17 protein-coding genes and 1 pseudogene are annotated in these 16,681 nt (G+C 39.0%); 3 read left to right on the forward strand and 15 right to left on the reverse strand.

Features of this window, described 5'->3' with window-relative positions:
* From PR809_RS06065 to xyeA, 5 genes are read right to left on the reverse strand one after another with little or no spacing between them, the layout of a single operon-like run.
* On the reverse strand, positions 1-1,218 hold the full coding sequence (locus tag PR809_RS06065) for an HlyD family secretion protein (protein ID WP_206277112.1): 1,218 nt from the start codon (positions 1,216-1,218) through the stop codon (positions 1-3).
* Positions 1,219-1,222: 4 nt separating this feature from the next.
* Complete coding sequence (locus PR809_RS06070; protein ID WP_206277113.1) at positions 1,223-1,630, reverse strand: hypothetical protein; 408 nt, start codon at positions 1,628-1,630, stop codon at positions 1,223-1,225.
* Positions 1,631-1,653: 23 nt separating this feature from the next.
* The gene (locus PR809_RS06075) at positions 1,654-2,082 is read right to left on the reverse strand and encodes a hypothetical protein (protein WP_272524488.1); all 429 of its coding nucleotides are present in this window, start codon (positions 2,080-2,082) and stop codon (positions 1,654-1,656) included.
* Entirely contained in the window at positions 2,079-3,248 is a 1,170-nt protein-coding gene (xyeB, locus tag PR809_RS06080; RefSeq protein ID WP_206277115.1) for a cyclophane-forming radical SAM/SPASM peptide maturase XyeB, read from the reverse strand. The genes PR809_RS06075 and xyeB overlap by 4 nt, the downstream gene beginning before the upstream one ends.
* A 46-nt stretch (positions 3,249-3,294) precedes the next feature.
* Positions 3,295-3,450 (reverse strand): XyeA family cyclophane-containing RiPP triceptide, encoded by a 156-nt coding sequence (xyeA, locus tag PR809_RS06085; protein ID WP_206277116.1) that lies wholly within the window; start codon positions 3,448-3,450, stop codon positions 3,295-3,297.
* 273 nt (positions 3,451-3,723) lie between these two features.
* Here xyeA and PR809_RS06090 point away from each other — a divergent pair.
* Positions 3,724-3,969, forward strand: a pseudogene (locus PR809_RS06090) (esterase-like activity of phytase family protein); the annotation flags it as partial.
* A gap of 126 nt (positions 3,970-4,095) precedes the next feature.
* On the opposite strand, the gene PR809_RS06095 reads toward PR809_RS06090, so the two are convergent.
* From PR809_RS06095 to ppiB, 5 genes are all read right to left on the reverse strand, one after another.
* The gene (locus PR809_RS06095) at positions 4,096-5,334 is read right to left on the reverse strand and encodes an MFS transporter (protein WP_166265625.1); all 1,239 of its coding nucleotides are present in this window, start codon (positions 5,332-5,334) and stop codon (positions 4,096-4,098) included.
* A gap of 116 nt (positions 5,335-5,450) precedes the next feature.
* Entirely contained in the window at positions 5,451-6,533 is a 1,083-nt protein-coding gene (purK, locus tag PR809_RS06100; protein ID WP_102139370.1) for a 5-(carboxyamino)imidazole ribonucleotide synthase, read from the reverse strand.
* Positions 6,533-7,048, reverse strand: a complete 516-nt coding sequence (purE, locus tag PR809_RS06105) for a 5-(carboxyamino)imidazole ribonucleotide mutase (RefSeq protein ID WP_166265622.1) — start codon at positions 7,046-7,048, stop codon at positions 6,533-6,535. Before purE ends, purK begins: the two co-directional genes overlap by 1 nt.
* A gap of 155 nt (positions 7,049-7,203) precedes the next feature.
* Entirely contained in the window at positions 7,204-7,929 is a 726-nt protein-coding gene (gene lpxH, locus PR809_RS06110) for a UDP-2,3-diacylglucosamine diphosphatase (protein WP_166265619.1), read from the reverse strand.
* A 10-nt stretch (positions 7,930-7,939) separates the two neighbouring features.
* Positions 7,940-8,434, reverse strand: coding sequence for a peptidylprolyl isomerase B (gene ppiB, locus PR809_RS06115; RefSeq protein ID WP_166265616.1), 495 nt, complete (start codon positions 8,432-8,434; stop codon positions 7,940-7,942).
* 267 nt (positions 8,435-8,701) lie between these two features.
* Between ppiB and cysS the strand changes: the two genes are divergently transcribed.
* The gene (cysS, locus tag PR809_RS06120) at positions 8,702-10,090 is read left to right on the forward strand and encodes a cysteine--tRNA ligase (protein WP_181490078.1); all 1,389 of its coding nucleotides are present in this window, start codon (positions 8,702-8,704) and stop codon (positions 10,088-10,090) included.
* A 309-nt stretch (positions 10,091-10,399) separates the two neighbouring features.
* The gene (locus PR809_RS06125; protein ID WP_272524489.1) at positions 10,400-11,179 is read left to right on the forward strand and encodes a hypothetical protein; all 780 of its coding nucleotides are present in this window, start codon (positions 10,400-10,402) and stop codon (positions 11,177-11,179) included.
* Between the two features lie 54 nt (positions 11,180-11,233).
* Here PR809_RS06125 and fruA read toward each other — a convergent pair whose 3' ends face one another.
* The 5 genes from fruA to folD all read right to left on the reverse strand — a co-directional run bounded on the left by fruA (position 11,234) and on the right by folD (position 16,564).
* Entirely contained in the window at positions 11,234-12,928 is a 1,695-nt protein-coding gene (fruA, locus tag PR809_RS06130; protein WP_102139364.1) for a PTS fructose transporter subunit IIBC, read from the reverse strand.
* Between the two features lie 11 nt (positions 12,929-12,939).
* Complete coding sequence (fruK, locus tag PR809_RS06135; protein ID WP_206275951.1) at positions 12,940-13,884, reverse strand: 1-phosphofructokinase; 945 nt, start codon at positions 13,882-13,884, stop codon at positions 12,940-12,942.
* Positions 13,881-15,041, reverse strand: coding sequence for a fused PTS fructose transporter subunit IIA/HPr protein (gene fruB, locus PR809_RS06140; protein ID WP_206275950.1), 1,161 nt, complete (start codon positions 15,039-15,041; stop codon positions 13,881-13,883). The genes fruK and fruB overlap by 4 nt, the downstream gene beginning before the upstream one ends.
* A 434-nt stretch (positions 15,042-15,475) precedes the next feature.
* Positions 15,476-15,688: a ribosome-associated protein YbcJ gene (gene ybcJ, locus PR809_RS06145; RefSeq protein WP_195697592.1), complete on the reverse strand. Its 213-nt coding sequence runs from the start codon at positions 15,686-15,688 to the stop codon at positions 15,476-15,478.
* A gap of 18 nt (positions 15,689-15,706) precedes the next feature.
* Positions 15,707-16,564: a bifunctional methylenetetrahydrofolate dehydrogenase/methenyltetrahydrofolate cyclohydrolase FolD gene (gene folD / locus PR809_RS06150; protein WP_102139361.1), complete on the reverse strand. Its 858-nt coding sequence runs from the start codon at positions 16,562-16,564 to the stop codon at positions 15,707-15,709.
* Positions 16,565-16,681: the final 117 nt, after the last annotated feature.

A 16,681-nucleotide genomic window follows, 5' to 3' on the forward strand; every position in this document is an offset into this window, starting at 1 on the left:
TCAATTCCTATCATTAATATGGTTTACGTTAAATTTTAGTGGAATGAATAACCACTCCCAAATACGTCTCTTTAGGGTTAATATATCCGCATTTACGTGTACTCCTGCAGGTAGGTATAGTAATTTATTATCAGGAGTAACTAATACACGAAAGAAAACCTTATTTTCTGATAAGTTATTTGGTGTGGTACTTATAGAAATTATTTTTCCTGATATTTTTCCAAACCATTTCCATGGCTGAGAATCGACACGCATAATAACGGTTTGCCCTACATTTAAATATGATTTTGTAGAAGGTGGGGTTAATATTTCTATTAATGCAACCGAATTATTTGGAATTATTACTGCAATTATTTTATTTTCTTCTATTCTTTGTCCATTGACTATATTTAGAGAAGAAACAATACCATCAATAGGTGAGGTGATAATTGATTCAAGATTAGAAGCTGAATTTATAATCTGTTGTTGGAGGTTTGTTTTTTGTTGTTCTATATTTATTGATAATTGGTTTTTTTTTGATTTTATTTTTTTTATTTCATCTGCTATTTGGAGTTTTTCACCAATAGCTTTTTCTATGCTAATTTTATAATTATTTATTTTAAATAATGAGTTGAAATAATCGTTTTCTGCCCCTATACTCTCTTGAATGGTTGTTATACCTTTTTTTCGTGAAATCTTATAAAAATCCATTCTTTCTTTTAAATTAATATTACGTAATAACTCATCTTCTTTGGCTAATTTAATTACTATTATTTCTTTATCTTTGTGGGCGAATCTTTCATATAGATTTTTTTCTTCGTCATCGTGGTCTTTTTTTATTTTAGACTCCATTTCTGATAGTTCTTCAATTTTCATCTTCGAAATCTCAATGGTTTTTATGTCTTTCTCACTTCCGAAATATCTTGTATCGTGAGATACGAATGCTATTACATCTCCCTTACTTAATTTACTTCCTTGATTTATATTTATTTCTTTTATTATTCCGCTTTTTTTAATCGTTATTTCTATAGCAGAAGGTGAATATATTATCTTACCTTTTACTAATACTCTTTGGGAGTAGTTGGAAAAAAATATAAATACTATGAGGGTTAAAGTTGAAAGTAAACATAAAAATACTATTGGTAATATAGATGATGGAAATGCACTGTATCTCCCTATTAATGTTTTTTCTTTATATAATATAGATTCGCTCCTAAATATAGATTTGTTTTTTTTCATGGGATTAACTCTGTATATATAAAACTTTTGTGGCTAGGTCTATCAGTATTATTTTGTTTTTCATAAATGACATTCCAAGTAGCCCATCAAACTCTATGTTTTTAGGAGGAAGAGAGTTTATTGTGATAGCATATTCATTCTGTATGTTGCCTTTATTATCCCTTATTAAGATATTTTGTACATTGCAATCAGAGCTCAAAGCTTCAGAGGAAATTACATTACATCCTAGATGTTTGTTTCTATTTGGAAGCCTGCTGGAAAATATAATAGAGTGTGATGCTGCAGTATCAATAATAAAATTCAATGGTTTACTTTGAGCATATGCAATTATTTTCAATCCTGATTTAGTTTGTTCTATTGGATAGGATGACCAATTTTTAATATATTCTGGTGTGTCTTTTAAAATTATCAATTTGTTTTTTTTAAAATCTAAAATTATTTTTTTTCATAAAAAATACCAAGGCCAACAACTTCTGTTTGAATAATTTTCTCTCCTATGTTAAGCCCCCATGGTTGTAGTTCAACAATTTTAACATTGTTAGAAATTACATTTGAAATAGATAGTTTATCAACAGTCCATGATGTCACATTATTTTCATTTCCTAATATATCCATATATCTATATGGGACTTTATTTTTTACACCTAAACTTTCATTGTTAAATATTTTCTTTATATTGTCATTTTTTAAATGAAAGCCTTCACTGCTTCCCGTATCAAGCATTAATGATAGTTTTTCATTCTCTATTTCTAAATCAATGATAGGGATTCCAATTTTATTATAACTTAAAACCCCTAATTGACTACCTTCACTTGAAAATGATAAGTTAGTGAGTAAGTAAATTGAAAGTAAAGCTCTAATCATGATTTAATTCCTAAATTATCCATAATTAATTCTTCAGGCACCCCTGATTCTAATAAATGCGATGCAGCCCGACTTAATATTTTTTTTATTGAAGGGCAAAACACTGATTTTCTATTAAAATTATCAGCTTTAGAATATCGCTGTATATGTCTACCACCAGAGCATGTTTTTTTCCAAATACAATTAACGCAATCAGAAGGTAGTTGACTATTAATTTGCATATATTTTTCCATTTGCCATGAGCTTAATGTTTCTCTAAATTTGGTTTTTTTTATATTTCCAATAACAGAAAAAATATCGTCATTTGTCCCTCTAAGAGTATCATCTATATAAACATCTCCTTCTGAACTAATAGTTAAAGCAATTATATCATTACTAGTTTTGCTCACTCCCATTGTTGGTGTAAAATCAGATTTTAACATAGACTGAATATTTGTATGAAAATAACGAATATAAATATCATTATTTGAATCTAAAAAAAACTCATCTAAAGCAGAGCAATAAAATTCTGATAAATGTGTTGGATCAATGCATGTATCATGAGTTTCATCAGGTATGAGAAAATCAAATTTAGTACATTCTAATTCATCAACAAAATGCCTATATATATCTTTTCCGCTAACATTGGGATTGGCAACACATAAAATTCCAGGTTGATCTTTAAGTTTTCCTTCTCTCCAAGCATTTTGGAGTAATTTAAAGCCTTTTATAGTGTTATCGTAAGTGCTACGACCTTTTGTATCTAATCTATGTTTATCATTTATATGCTTAGGGCCATCAATAGATACACCTATGCTTATACTATATTTGGAAAATATATCTATCCAATCAGGGTCTATTAAAATAGCATTAGTTTGGCAAGCTAAATATAACTTAGTATTATTGTAATTTCCTGAAATTAATTTCTGACAGGCTGCTATAAATCTTTTTTTGCCCATCATTAATGGTTCCCCACCATGAAAATCAACTTGAATTGATTCAATATCATATTCTGTAGTTGCTTGTTCAAAAAATTCAACTAAATGATTAATAATTTCACTGGAAATAATTGGCTTGGAATTTATTGCAACTTCATTTCCAAGGTTAAATACATAGCAATATGTGCAATTAATATTGCATCTTTCACTGACTTTTAAGATGACTTCTAGATGCTTTATTTTATCCATAGTCTTTCCTTATCTACACGGTAGGGAAAGCCCTACCGTTGATTAGTTATATTTGCTTATCCCAACGTGCAAAAACGTTAACCCAACCTCCTGAAACACTTTCTAGCATAGACTTTACTAATGTTTCACGAGAGCTTCTTTCATTAGATGCCAACTTTACATTGGCATTATTTTCTTTAATCTCTTTACTTAACTTAGACATTGTTTTATCCCATTTTCGAGGCATCGAATTGATGCTTTTTGAATTTAATGTAAAATACAGCTTATGTGTAATTAAAGTTTTATTAAAATGTAGTTTGTTTTTATTTATTAGTGATGCATCACAATGAAATGTTAAAATATACCTCTAACAGGTAGGGTTTTATATGAGTGGTTTTAATATTAATAAAAGTATTTTTTATTATATTATTTATAATAAGTATGGTTGAATAATGAATTTTTGAGAATATTAATAGATATATAACACTGTAAAGTAATAGATAAACAAGCTTATATTGATTTAATGAATATCAAAGACCCAAGTAATATGGCAAGAAAACCATTAAATGATGGCGTGTTTACCTTCCCATTCTTCACCATTGAAAACGTTGATGTGGTTGATAGCGAACACATTATTGTTGGTAATGACAATAACTTTCCGTTCTCATCTAGCCGTGAACCAAATAAAGCGGATGATAATGAATTTATCTTATTAAAAGTCCCCGAGCTGTTAAAACCCTAATTAATTTTGCGCCTCTGTTTGATTTTTCGGAGGCGCAAATAAACGCTATGTTTTGATCCAATATCTGGTCTTAAGCTTATTTTCCCTTTGGTTTCAATTTTTCCCGAGCTAATCACTCGGGATTTTTTATTTGTGATTGAGGGCAGGGGGCTTCATCATCAAAGTAAGCAATAAAATGACGATAACAGGCGCGGCAATAACCAAAAATGCAGGGGTGAAACTGCCTGTTAAGTCTTTGATACCACCGGCAATGAAAGGCGCTAAACAGGCAACGGTTGAGATTAAATTTACCACAGAGAATAGCTCTAGGTATGGGCCTCGACCAAAATAATTTGACAGTAAAACACTGGATGCCAAAAAGGTCATGCCATAACCAATACCAACGCATAACACAAACAAAATTAACCATAGCCATGACGTGGCAATACTGAGGAAAATAACACCTAACACCATGATAATTAGGCTACCGATTAATAGTTTCTTCGGTTCTAACCATTCACCAGCGGCTCCACCAATAAATCTTGAGAATGCATTCACAAATGCCATTGTGCTTAATAATGAAACCGCCACGGTCATGCCAAATCCACGCTCTTCAATATGGGCAACAGCAAAACTGTTAACGGTAATGCCACACCATAAAAACGAGGTATAAGTCGCAGCAATCAAGTAGAACTGCCATGTACGTAGCGCTCTGCCGACTGTCCATACTTCAGCAGTGCGATAAATAGGCTTACTTGCGTCACTAACTTGTTTCTGCATCACCTTTTTTGCGTGCTCTTGCTCTTTTTTACCTTCACGTAGCATGAAAATCGTGATTAACGTGACGATGCTAAGATAAACAGCACATAGAACCCAATGCATGCGCCATGAGCCTAATTGGTTTGATGCGTAAAAGTAAATCCAAGGGCCTGCAACACCCCCCAAGCCCCCGATGGTGAAATATAACCCAAAGGCAAGGGATTGTTTTTCAAATAGCCGCGAAAGTACGTAAGTCCCCGGGACGGTGGCGAGTAAGGTGAAACCAACACCAATTAATGCGGTACCTAAAAAATAGGTGCTAATGGCTTGGGTGGAATAAAGACTATAAAAGCCCGCAACAAAGACACTGGTACCTAGCAATAAAGTAGCCCGTACACCGACTTTACGGATCAACAAAGAAGGGAGAAAACTCGCAAGTCCACAAGTTAAGCCCAGTAGCGTAAAGCCAAACCCAGCTTCGCTCCAGCTCCATTTGAGCTCACTTATCATTTCAGGCAAGACCACGCCAAGAGAGGTAAAGGTTGTCGCGGTGGCTAAAAAATAAACAAGTCCTAACAGAACAAGAATGCACCACTGATAAAAAGGACTAAAAGTCTGCGAGGACATATTGACTCCAGTAATGCCGAACACCTTAAATCAGGATATTTGTTTTCTGGATGACGGCGAAAATAGCATAATGCCCGAAAATAGTTTCGGGCATCGAATAGGGCTATTTTCCCTATTTATTGATGAGAGTACCAGTCTAATTTTGCATTTGCCCACTCAATGCCACTTTTGTACTCATTTGGCAAAAGTGAAGCCAATGCGTTAAGTGTTGCAGATAACTGGTTGTGGTCACTATGAGAAAGGTTTAAATGGCCAACTTTACGAGCAGGGCGTACCTCTTTCTCATACCAGTGAAGGTGAACGAGGGGTAAGCTCAGCCAGTCTATATTTACATCAGTACCGATTAAATTGACCATAACAGCAGGGCTATACACTTCAGGTGACGGCATCGGTAGGTCTAATATGGCACGTAAATGCAGCTCAAATTGGCTAATGGATGCGCCATTTTGTGTCCAGTGGCCGCTATTGTGTACTCGAGGCGCAATCTCGTTAATCAGTAGGTTATCACCCACGACAAAACATTCCATTGCCATTACACCGATATAGCCTAACTCATCCATGACAGCGCTAAGCATGGCTTGAGCTTGTTCCTGCTGCGGGTTAGTCGACTTAGGGAAAGCTACGCTTGTACGTAAAATGCCTTCTTGGTGCAAATTATGGGTTATCGGGTAAAAAACGGATTTTCCCGCTGCGTTTCGGGCACCAATGACAGAGACTTCGGCGTCAAAGGGAATACCTTGCTCAACGATACATTCACCGTAAATTTCAGCGGGTAAGTCTTTTTCATCACCAGGGCGAACACGCCATTGACCACGCCCGTCATAGCCGCCAGTTCTGCGTTTTACAATGAGAAAATCACCGAGTTTGGCAAATAATTCAGGCCATTGTTCGGGGGTTTCTAATAGTGCCCAAGGTGCAGTGGAAAGTTGCAAACTATCAAATAAGCTTTTTTGTGGAAACCTATCCGCTAAACGTGGAAAAATATCACGGTTAATAAAGGCATTATGGCGAGCTAATTCTTTGGTTAGCGGGGTTTCCGGCCAGCGTTCAATTTCCGCGGTGATGACGCTTTGTTGATAAGGCACCGCTTCGGGCTCTGCATCAAGACCAACAGGAAAAACGGCAATGCCTAATGGCTCGCCAGCTTGGCGTAGCATACGGCCTAATTGGCCATTACCAAGCACGCAAACGGGTTTCATTAGGCGTTCCTCGGGTCTGGGTTGTTTAACACATCATTGGTTTGCGCTTCTCGCCATGCGGTGAGGCGATTGAAAATAGCAGTATCACTTATCGCTAATACTTGCGCGGCTAACAGCGCTGCGTTTGCTGAGCCTGCTTTACCGATGGCTAGCGTACCAACAGGAATGCCTTTAGGCATTTGCACGATAGAATATAAGCTATCAACACCACTCAATGCAGCGCTTTGTACCGGAACACCAAAAACAGGGACTAATGTTTTAGCGGCAATCATTCCTGGTAGATGTGCGGCACCACCCGCGCCCGCGATAATCACATCAAAGCCGTTCTCTTTGGCGGTTTCAGCAAAAGAAAATAGTTTATCTGGTGTTCGGTGCGCAGAGACGATTTCGACATGAAAAGGGATTTGGAGTTCTGTTAATACATCAGCTGCGTGCTGCATGGTCGTCCAATCACTTTTCGAACCCATAACAATGGCGATTTTTGCCGCAGATTGAGCAGGAACTTGGGCAGTCATTTGGTGCTTTCCTGTATTGAAAAAAAACATCACCCTGAGGTGGGAAATTGAATTGTCTTGATCATATCATGGTAAAGCAGCAAGGAAAACGTTTGCGTGATTAATAAATAAGCAAACAGTTGTGGGAGATATTGAAAATGGTTAGTCAGGCAAAATTACTCAAAGGGAAAGAAAGTTAGTTCAATGCCTTGCTCGTTAATCACAAAGGCTGAACCTTCGTGGTGCCACGCACCTAATACACCTCGATAATGCAATTTACCACCAATATTTATCTCATGAATGGCAGGCCGGTGAGTATGACCATGGATCATCCATTGCGCTTGGTGCCTTTGTAATGCATCAATAACGGCTTGTGAATTGACGTCCATAATCGACTCGGCTTTCATGCTGCTTGCATATTGGCTATTTTGCCGCATTTTTTGTGCGATACGGCGACGTACGAAGAGCGGGAGTAGTAAAAATACTCGTTGGATCCAAGGCGTGTGAACTTTTTTACGGTAATTTTGATAGGCGGCATCATCTGTGCATAAAGTATCACCATGCAGAATTAAAATGCGCTTACCATAAAGTTCGAGCAATGTTTCTTGTGGGAGTATGGTCATGCCACACTGTTTCGCATAGCGTTTACCAATTAAAAAATCTCGATTTCCATGAATGAAATAGCAGGGAATACCGCGTTCTGTGAGCTGTTTCAATTCATTGGCAACTAGCTGATGCAGCGGATTGGCATCATCATCGCCCACCCAATAATTAAAAAAATCACCGAGAATATATAGGCTTTCGGCATGGATGGCTTGCTGTTGAATAAAATTAATAAAACCGGCGGTGATCGCCGGTTCATCTTCACTCAAATGCAAATCTGCAATGATGTAAGTGGACATGCGTTCAGGTTTACTCGCTGACCGTCACTTTTTCAATGATGACGTCTTCGCGTGGAACGTCTTGGTGGAAGCCGCTACGACCTGTTGAGACACCTTTGATTTTGTCAACAACGTCCATACCTTCAACCACTTCAGCAAACACGCAGTAACCCCAGCCATCAGGGCGTTCTGAACGGAAGTTTAAGAAGTCGTTGTCAGCAACGTTGATAAAAAATTGTGCTGTTGCAGAATGCGGGTCGTTAGTACGAGCCATCGCTAAAGTACCACGGGTATTTTTTAGACCGTTGTTAGCTTCATTTTTGATAGGTGCTTTAGTGTTTTTTTGTTCCATCCCTGGCTCAAAACCACCGCCTTGGATCATGAAGCCATTAATAACACGATGGAAAATGGTATTATTGTAAAAACCTTCACGGCAGTAAGTTAAAAAATTTTCGACAGTAACGGGGGCTTTATCGTCAAACGTTTTGATAACAATGTCACCGTGATTGGTATGAAATGTAACCATAATAGCTATCCTGAATAATTGTTTTTTGTGCGCTAACTTGCGAAAGCGTTGAGATCAGCACGTTTATATCACAGATAAAACCTGACTTGAAGCGGAAGGAAGCTTAGTCGGCCGTTTATAGCATAATAGATGTGTATTAAACCTAATCAATAAACTGAAAAGGAAGCGGGGTAAACCCTTGCATTCTTAAGGTGATCGGGGTTCAATAACATGATATTTTATCGGTAGAAATCGATAATCATTTTTCAAATAAATGGAAAAGTTCAGATGCTACAAATTTTTAATACACTAAGTCGTCAAAAAGAAGAGTTTAAGCCCATCCAAGCAGGGAAGATTGGGATGTATGTGTGTGGCATCACTATCTACGACTTGTGTCATATCGGCCATGGCCGTACATTTGTGGCGTTTGATGCAATTAGCCGCTATTTACGTTATTTGGGTTATGACTTAAATTATGTACGCAACGTCACCGATATTGACGATAAAATCATTAAACGTGCGGCAGAAAATAATGAAAGTGTCGAAGAGCTAACAACGCGTATGTTGGCTGAAATGCATAAAGATTTCGATGCGTTAAATATTTTACGTCCTGATAGCGAACCACGCGCAACACGTCATATTGGTGAAATTATTGAATTAACCCAAAGCTTGATAGAGCGTGGTCATGCCTATGTTGCTGCGAATGGCGATGTGATGTTTGAAGTCAAAACTGATCCAAATTATGGACTGTTATCGCGTCAAGATTTAGAACAGCTGCAAGCAGGTGCTCGCGTCGAAGTTGCTGATGTAAAACGTAATCCAATGGACTTCGTCTTGTGGAAAATGTCTAAAGAAGGCGAACCAAGCTGGAGATCCCCATGGGGCTTAGGCCGTCCAGGTTGGCACATTGAATGTTCGGCCATGAACAGCAAAACGTTAGGCAACCATTTTGATATTCACGGTGGCGGCTCTGATTTAATGTTTCCTCACCATGAAAATGAAATTGCGCAATCTACCTGTGCCCATGATGGCCCTTACGTGAATTATTGGATGCATTCAGGAATGGTGATGGTAGACAGAGAGAAAATGTCTAAATCTCTCAATAACTTCTTTACTATCCGTGATGTGCTTGAGTATTACGATGCAGAAACGGTGCGTTATTTTCTGTTATCAGGCCATTACCGTAGCCAACTGAATTACACAGAAGAGAACTTGAAACAGGCACGTACTGCGCTTGAGCGCATGTACACTGCGTTGCGTGGTACGGATAAGTCAGCTGTGCCTGCAGGTGGTGATGAATTTAAAGCACGTTTCATTGAAGCGATGAATGATGACTTTAATACACCTGAAGCCTATTCGGTATTATTTGACATGGTTCGTGAAGTTAACCGCCTGAAATCAGAAGATATGTCAGCAGCAAATGGTATGGCTGCACAATTGCGTGAGTTAGCAAGCGTGCTGGGTTTATTAGAACAAGACCCTGAAGTCTTTTTAAAAGGCGGTGCACAAACTGAAGATGATGCGGAAGTGGCAAAAATTGAGGCATTAATTCAACAACGCCTAGATGCACGTAAGAATAAAGATTGGGCACAAGCGGATGCGGCTCGTGATGAACTTACTGCCATGGGGATTGTGCTTGAGGATGGGGCACAGGGGACCACTTGGCGTCGCAAATAATACGCGTCATATTTCGCGCTGTGGCGGTGTTGCCATCACTTGGCTACTTGGGTCACATACTTTTGTATGCTCCCCAAGTTATCCGCGTTCGGCGCCTAGCCACAACACGAACTATTTAGCGTATTAATAAGAGTCATATTTCGAATACTAATTGAGTTAAAAAACTTATAAATATTTAAGCGGTTAGATATAGATATCTAACTGTTTTTATTTGGATGGCTAAATTTGAAAGACATAGTTATTCACTTATAAAATAATCGTTGTTAATGAAATATTGTTTAAATTAACAGCGATATTATAGGGAGGATTATGGAATTTAAACCATATAGTGATAGGTATAAACTTGCCATCAAGGAATATAAAAAAACTCATAAAGTTTCAAGTAATGCATCCAAAAATATCACTAGATGCATAAAAGGAATAAAAAATAAAATTAATCAGCCAGTTACGAGGTTTACTCAAAAACTCCGAAACTTTTTCAACCCTTCTCAGAGGGTTGTACCATTAGAACGAACTTTTATTAGTTATATTGGCAAAGTCGATAACTCCTCCCCAAAAGTTACTCCGAATATAGACAAAAAAACAATTAAAAATATAAAGATAAAAGATGCTTCATTGTCTCTTAATGCTCCTAACAAGCCTCCACTAATAGAATGTCTAACAAAGATACTGAAGGAAAAGCCAATCGCTGTTGTTGTCTTGTCACCGACAACTGTTTTTGAAACTCACGGGTATTCATCTTTTTTTAATGTAGGGAAAGTACAAAATTTTGCGGAATTGAAGATAAAACTTTTAAGAACAGCACCAGTAAAGACAATGGATAATTTAATTGTAGATAGTTACAGTATGACTGTTAATAATACTGAGCAAAAATTCATCGCTCCAATGATCCATATTACAAATTGCTCAGGAGTTAGCGATTCTGAAGTGGGGACAAATCAAAAATTTGTTCAATACCTCAGTGAAGTAATCAGAAACCGAGAAAATTTAAGTTTAGATTCATATCAGCATAGTTATATTGAACTAATAGAAAGGCCTTCGAGTAATAATATTATCTTTTTCTCATTGGATAAAAAGCCCCCCAATTAAGGGGGGGAATAAGACTACCAACAGGGACTAGGAATGGAACTTAAAGTTGTGTGATTAAGCGATACTCGCCATTTCTTGTTGGGCTTCTTTAGGTGTCGCTTTTTTGACAATGGCATAAAGCACACCTGAAACCACCGTACCAGCCACTATCGCGAATAAATACATCAATACATGATTAATAGCTCCGGGTATTAACAGCACAAATAAACCACCGTGAGGTGCCATTAGCTGAATACCAAAATACATGGATAGCGCCCCTGTTATTGCGCCACCAATAATGCAAGTAGGGAGAACACGAATCGGGTCTTTGGCCGCAAATGGGATCGCACCTTCTGAAATAAAACATAAACCGAGAACAAAAGAGGCTTTACCCGCTTCGCGTTCAGCAGGTACAAACTTATGTCGTGCTAATAGTGTTGCAACGCCCATTGCCAGAGGTGGCACCATTCCTGCCGCCATAATTGCTGCCATTGGCGCATAGGTTTGTGAACTTAATAGACCGACACCAAAGGCATATGCCGCTTTATTGACTGGGCCTCCCATATCCGTACACATCATCGCCCCTAGAATTGCGCCTAAGATCACCGCATTAGTGGTTCCCATGGTATTTAACCAGTTAGTTAGCCAATCCATTAACCACGCTACAGGGTGGCCAATGACATAGATCATCGCTAAACCCGTGAATAAAGTGGAAATGAGCGGTACGATTAGAATTGGCTTTAACGCTTCCATAGTTTGCGGCAATTTTAATCGGGTACTAATAAAGTGAGCACTATAACCGGCAAGAAAACCGGAAATGATCCCACCTAAGAACCCTGCACCTAAAGTGGTTGCAAGTACCCCGCCGACCAAACCTGGGGTTAACCCCGTTCTGTCAGCAATGGAATAGGCGATATAACCCGATAGTACAGGCACCATTAATGCAAGGGCTGTTTGTCCGCCAATTAGGCTAAGTGCCCAAGCCAGAGAGCCTTCGACATTGGATGCGTCTAAACCAAAAGCAAATGAAAGCGCAGTACATAATCCCCCAGCGACAACCATAGGGAGCATGTATGATACCCCGGTAAGTAAGTGCTTATACACTCCGCGTTTTTCTGTCGATCTACTCGTTTGGGCTGATGTTTTTCCGCTTTGTGGTGTGAATATATTTGCTTCTTCTACTGCTCTATCCATTTCTTGTGCTGTTTTCTTCAATGCGGCACTGGTGGAGGTGCGGTACATTGGCTTCCCCGAAAACTTATCCACATTGACTTCGATATCGGCAGCGACAATGACTAAATCAGCTTGTGCTATCTCTTCTGGCGTAATTTCATTTCCAACCCCGACAGAGCCCCGGGTTTCGACTTTGATATTCCAGCCTCGTTTTTTTGCTTCAGCCTCAAGTGCTTCCGCGGACATATAAGTGTGCGCAACCCCTGTTGGGCAAGCGGTAACGGCTAATACAGAGTAAGCTTTCGCATGCTGCGGCTCGGTAATTTTTTGCTCACACAATGTCGCTTCGTTAATTGCAGATGACAGAAATTCAGCAGGTTGCCTAACAGCGACATCGGGGTGACCGAAATAGACTTTTTTATCTGAGCAATTAAAATTTTCCGGCAACTGAGTATCGAAACAAATCACAATATCTGCATCAGTAAGTTGTTCTGTGAAGGTGATATTTTGTAAGGCAGATACATTTTTTAAGGCATCGATGGCTAGCCAGCAAATAGCAGGGCCTTGCTGGTGGCTTGGAGCGATTAATATTTTCATGTTTTTCATCCTCATTGAGCCGTAAACGGTTGTAAATCAACCTTCGTCATCATATGTGCAAGTTGCGCTCGGTCTGTGATACCGACATTGGGTTGAGAGACAGCAAGTGCAGAAACCGCGGTAGCTAAGCGAAGTGTGTGCTCACTTGTTTGCCTCATCATTAGCCCGTAAATTAATCCACCTACCATTGAATCCCCTGCGCCAACGGTGCTGATAACCTCACATTCAGGTGGTTTAGCAAACCAAGCGCCCGATGAATTGACCCACATAGCGCCTTTTTCGCCTAAAGAAACCACCACATGGGCAATACCTTGTTGTCGAAGTTGATTTGCGGCATTTACGATATCTTGCTGGGTAGGGAGCGGTTTTCCGGCCCAAATTTCAAGTTCACGGTGATTAGGTTTTACTAACCAAGGAGAAGCTTTGAGCCCAGCGACAAAGGCCTCGCGGCTGCTATCAAAAATGACACACATACATTGTTCTCTAAGGCGTAACATCCATTGAGTAAAATCATTTAAATCAATGCCCTGAGGTAAACTGCCACTGACGCAAATCATATCGAACTGACCCGCCCAGCTTAATGAGTCGGTGACGAAACGCTGCCAATCCGCTTTAGCAATACTGAATCCTGAAAAGTTAAAATCGGTAACTTCACCAGTTTGCTCTGTTAGTTTGACATTGATGCGGGTGCGGCCTTCAACAACTTGAAAGCGGTTAGCAATTCCTGTTTCGCTGAAGGCTTTTTGGAAGCCATCTTGATTCTCTTTACCCAAAAAACCACCAACAGTGACATCAATCCCTAAATTTTTAAGTACTTTAGCCACATTTATGCCTTTTCCAGCGGCATGAAGGCCTGCTGTTTTGACTAAGTTCACATCCCCGCGATGAATATCAGGTAATAGCCCAACCAAATCGTAGGCAGGGTTTAACGTGATCGTTGCGACTCTTCTGCTCATGCGACTTTTTCTCCAAGTCCTGAATTGATTGCCTCACCAATGGTATTGATGGCTTCTTGTGCATCTACACCTTCTGCGTGAATGCGTAAACGATGCCCACATTTAGCCCCTAAGCTGACAATTTTCATTAAGCTTCGACCATTTACGGGAGTCGAAGTACCATCAAGATTACTGACTGTAATCGTGCTTTCGAATTGCTTAATAGCAGTGACTAACTGAGTGCTAGGCCGCGTATGTAACCCATGTGGGTTAAGAATGGTGAAGTCCTGAGTTATTCCAGATATGTTTGTATTCAATGAATCACTTTCTGTGTGTGAGTCATCAGGACGCAATAAATCAATTAGTTTGTTAACGTTATCATTTTCGAGAATGAGATTTGCTTCTTTATTTTTCAATAAATTGTTTATTTTTAGTAACAAAGTCTCTATTTGATAATTAGCGTAAGAGAGGGTAATTAGAATGCTGACGGGGTTACCTTGAAAGCTAAATGGTTTTTTTACCGTCGATATCGCAATCGCATTCTCAATGTTTCCGATTGGACTATCACTTAACCAAATACCTTGACCTAAATATGACGGGGTTTGAGTGAGAACTCGAGAAATAAAGTCGGTGCTGATAGCTTCAGCGTTTTGTAGGTTAATAATATTCTGTATTTTCAATGTATTTATATTATCAACTTGAGCACTAACCGTGACCATTGATTCATCAAATTTCACCGGTTGAGTTTGGCGCTCACCCATTAGAAGTTGCTTTAAGGTTTCGGCGGTGTCAGCTTTGGCTATAGCATCAGCGGTGTGTTCATCACTGATTATGTGGGTTAATTGGCGTAGCAATTCGAGATGCTCATTTGATTGAGCGGCAATGCCAATAACAATATAAGCAGTTTGGTTATCACCCCAATCAATACCATCAGGGAATTGAAAGACAGCAAAACCCGTTTTTAATACCTGATCTCGCGTCTCTACTGTCCCGTGTGGGATAGCGATACCATTCCCTAAAAAGGTAGGCGCTTGGGTTTCCCGGTTAAGCATTCCTTGCGCATAACCGCTTTTTGCATAGCCTGCATTTTCTAATGCTTTGGCAACTTGTTCTATTGCATTTTTTTTATCAGATGCAGCAGCTGCAAGGTGGATATCGCTTATTGGTAAGTTAAACATAATTTCTCCTGATTATTATTCGTAGCCGGATCAGCCAGAAGACTTGCAAGCGGATCTGATTATTTGTTAATCATGTTATCGTTAACAAGGTTAGCTGAATCGTTTAATCTTGTCTATGCGATTAACATGTGAAATACAAAAAATGAGATCTAAGTTAAATTTTATAAGGGTGTGATTTGTGTGTTTAATGACAAAGCTGAAGTGGTTGCTGAAATTATTTGTTTATATAAAACAATGAATTAAATTTTCAATATGCGTAATTGTTTAGATGCTTATTACAGAAAAAGTGATCACAGAAAAAATTTGTCTAAAACCTAAAAAAGCATTTTATCGTTCTTACAATAAATATTGTTACTTTGAAGAAAAGGGGGAGGGAGGGCACTATTGGTTTTAGAAAGGAAATAGGCTGAAATATTTCAGCCTATCTAACGGTATTATTCTACAACTCTAATTTTTTCGCTGCCCATTGAAACGATTTTACCCGCGACAATTTTACAGCGTTTACGTGTTTCGACCACGCCATCAACTTCAACTAAGCCATCTGCAATCATGGCTTTTGCCATTGCACCGCTTTCCGCCCAGCCTTCAATTTTCAGCAAATCACACAATTCAACGTGTGGGTGGCCATTTAAATTGAATATATCCATGATAACTCCAAAATTACATTAAATATCGTGGTACTCTTCACATGCCTGAAGGGTGTTTTGAATTAAAGTCGCAACGGTCATTGGGCCAACACCACCAGGAACGGGGGTTATCCAAGCTGCGTTTTTCGCGGCTTCGTCAAAATCGACATCTCCGGTGACTTTTCCGCTCTCTAAACGGTTGATACCGACATCGACCACAATTGCACCTGGTTTAATCCATTCTCCAGGAATAAAATTAGGTTTCCCCACAGCAACGACCACTAAATCAGCATGGCGAACGTGGTGCTCTAAATCTTTAGTAAAGCGGTGGGTTACTGTTGTGGTGCAGCCTGCTAGCAGAAGCTCTAGGCTCATTGGACGACCAACAATGTTCGATGCACCAATAATTACAGCATTTAAACCATAGGTGTTGATACCACAACGTTCAAGCAGAGTAACAATTCCTTTTGGGGTGCATGGGCGAAGGCGTGGTGCACGTTGGCACAGTCGGCCGACATTGTATGGATGAAACCCATCCACGTCTTTGTCTGGGTGAATACGCTCAATGACTTTGACGTTATCAATACCCGCAGGTAATGGAAGTTGAACTAAAATTCCATCAATTTCAGGGTCTTGGTTTAAATCATCAATGAGCTTGAGTAATTCAGCTTCTGTCGTTGTGTCCGGTAAATCATAAGAACGCGAAATAAAACCGACTTCTTCACAAGCACGGCGTTTACTGCCGACATAGATTTGTGAAGCAGGGTTAGCACCGACTAAAATCACGGCAAGGCCGGGAGCACGTTTTCCTTGTTCTAAACGTAATTGTACTTTTTGGGCAACTTCTTGCCGAATTGTCTGCGCAATCGTTTTCCCATCAATAATTTTTGCTAACATCTGTAACTTAATCCATATATGAGACACGGTAATGACTCTATTTTGTCAGAAGTTAACGCCATTGTCAGTTCAAACTATTACATAAAATGAGCATATAGTTATTTTAGTAGCGAAAAG

This window comes from Providencia sp. PROV201 (assembly GCF_028479545.1).
Classification (GTDB): domain Bacteria; phylum Pseudomonadota; class Gammaproteobacteria; order Enterobacterales; family Enterobacteriaceae; genus Providencia; species Providencia huaxiensis.

Excerpts from the sequence above, each read along its gene's own strand:
- PR809_RS06095 (WP_166265625.1), bottom strand. The coding sequence starts at position 5,334 with ATGTCCTCGCAGACTTTTAGTCCTTTTTATCAGTGGTGCATTCTTGTT.
- PR809_RS06065 (WP_206277112.1), bottom strand. The coding sequence starts at position 1,218 with ATGAAAAAAAACAAATCTATATTTAGGAGCGAATCTATATTATATAAA.
- ppiB (WP_166265616.1), bottom strand. The coding sequence starts at position 8,434 with ATGGTTACATTTCATACCAATCACGGTGACATTGTTATCAAAACGTTT.
- xyeB (WP_206277115.1), bottom strand. The coding sequence starts at position 3,248 with ATGGATAAAATAAAGCATCTAGAAGTCATCTTAAAAGTCAGTGAAAGA.
- purK (WP_102139370.1), bottom strand. The coding sequence starts at position 6,533 with ATGAAACCCGTTTGCGTGCTTGGTAATGGCCAATTAGGCCGTATGCTA.
- cysS (WP_181490078.1), top strand. The coding sequence starts at position 8,702 with ATGCTACAAATTTTTAATACACTAAGTCGTCAAAAAGAAGAGTTTAAG.
- PR809_RS06075 (WP_272524488.1), bottom strand. The coding sequence starts at position 2,082 with ATGATTAGAGCTTTACTTTCAATTTACTTACTCACTAACTTATCATTT.
- PR809_RS06125 (WP_272524489.1), top strand. The coding sequence starts at position 10,400 with ATGGAATTTAAACCATATAGTGATAGGTATAAACTTGCCATCAAGGAA.
- ybcJ (WP_195697592.1), bottom strand. The coding sequence starts at position 15,688 with ATGGATATATTCAATTTAAATGGCCACCCACACGTTGAATTGTGTGAT.
- purE (WP_166265622.1), bottom strand. The coding sequence starts at position 7,048 with ATGACTGCCCAAGTTCCTGCTCAATCTGCGGCAAAAATCGCCATTGTT.
- fruA (WP_102139364.1), bottom strand. The coding sequence starts at position 12,928 with ATGAAAATATTAATCGCTCCAAGCCACCAGCAAGGCCCTGCTATTTGC.
- fruB (WP_206275950.1), bottom strand. The coding sequence starts at position 15,041 with ATGTTTAACTTACCAATAAGCGATATCCACCTTGCAGCTGCTGCATCT.
- lpxH (WP_166265619.1), bottom strand. The coding sequence starts at position 7,929 with ATGTCCACTTACATCATTGCAGATTTGCATTTGAGTGAAGATGAACCG.
- xyeA (WP_206277116.1), bottom strand. The coding sequence starts at position 3,450 with ATGTCTAAGTTAAGTAAAGAGATTAAAGAAAATAATGCCAATGTAAAG.
- fruK (WP_206275951.1), bottom strand. The coding sequence starts at position 13,884 with ATGAGCAGAAGAGTCGCAACGATCACGTTAAACCCTGCCTACGATTTG.
- folD (WP_102139361.1), bottom strand. The coding sequence starts at position 16,564 with ATGTTAGCAAAAATTATTGATGGGAAAACGATTGCGCAGACAATTCGG.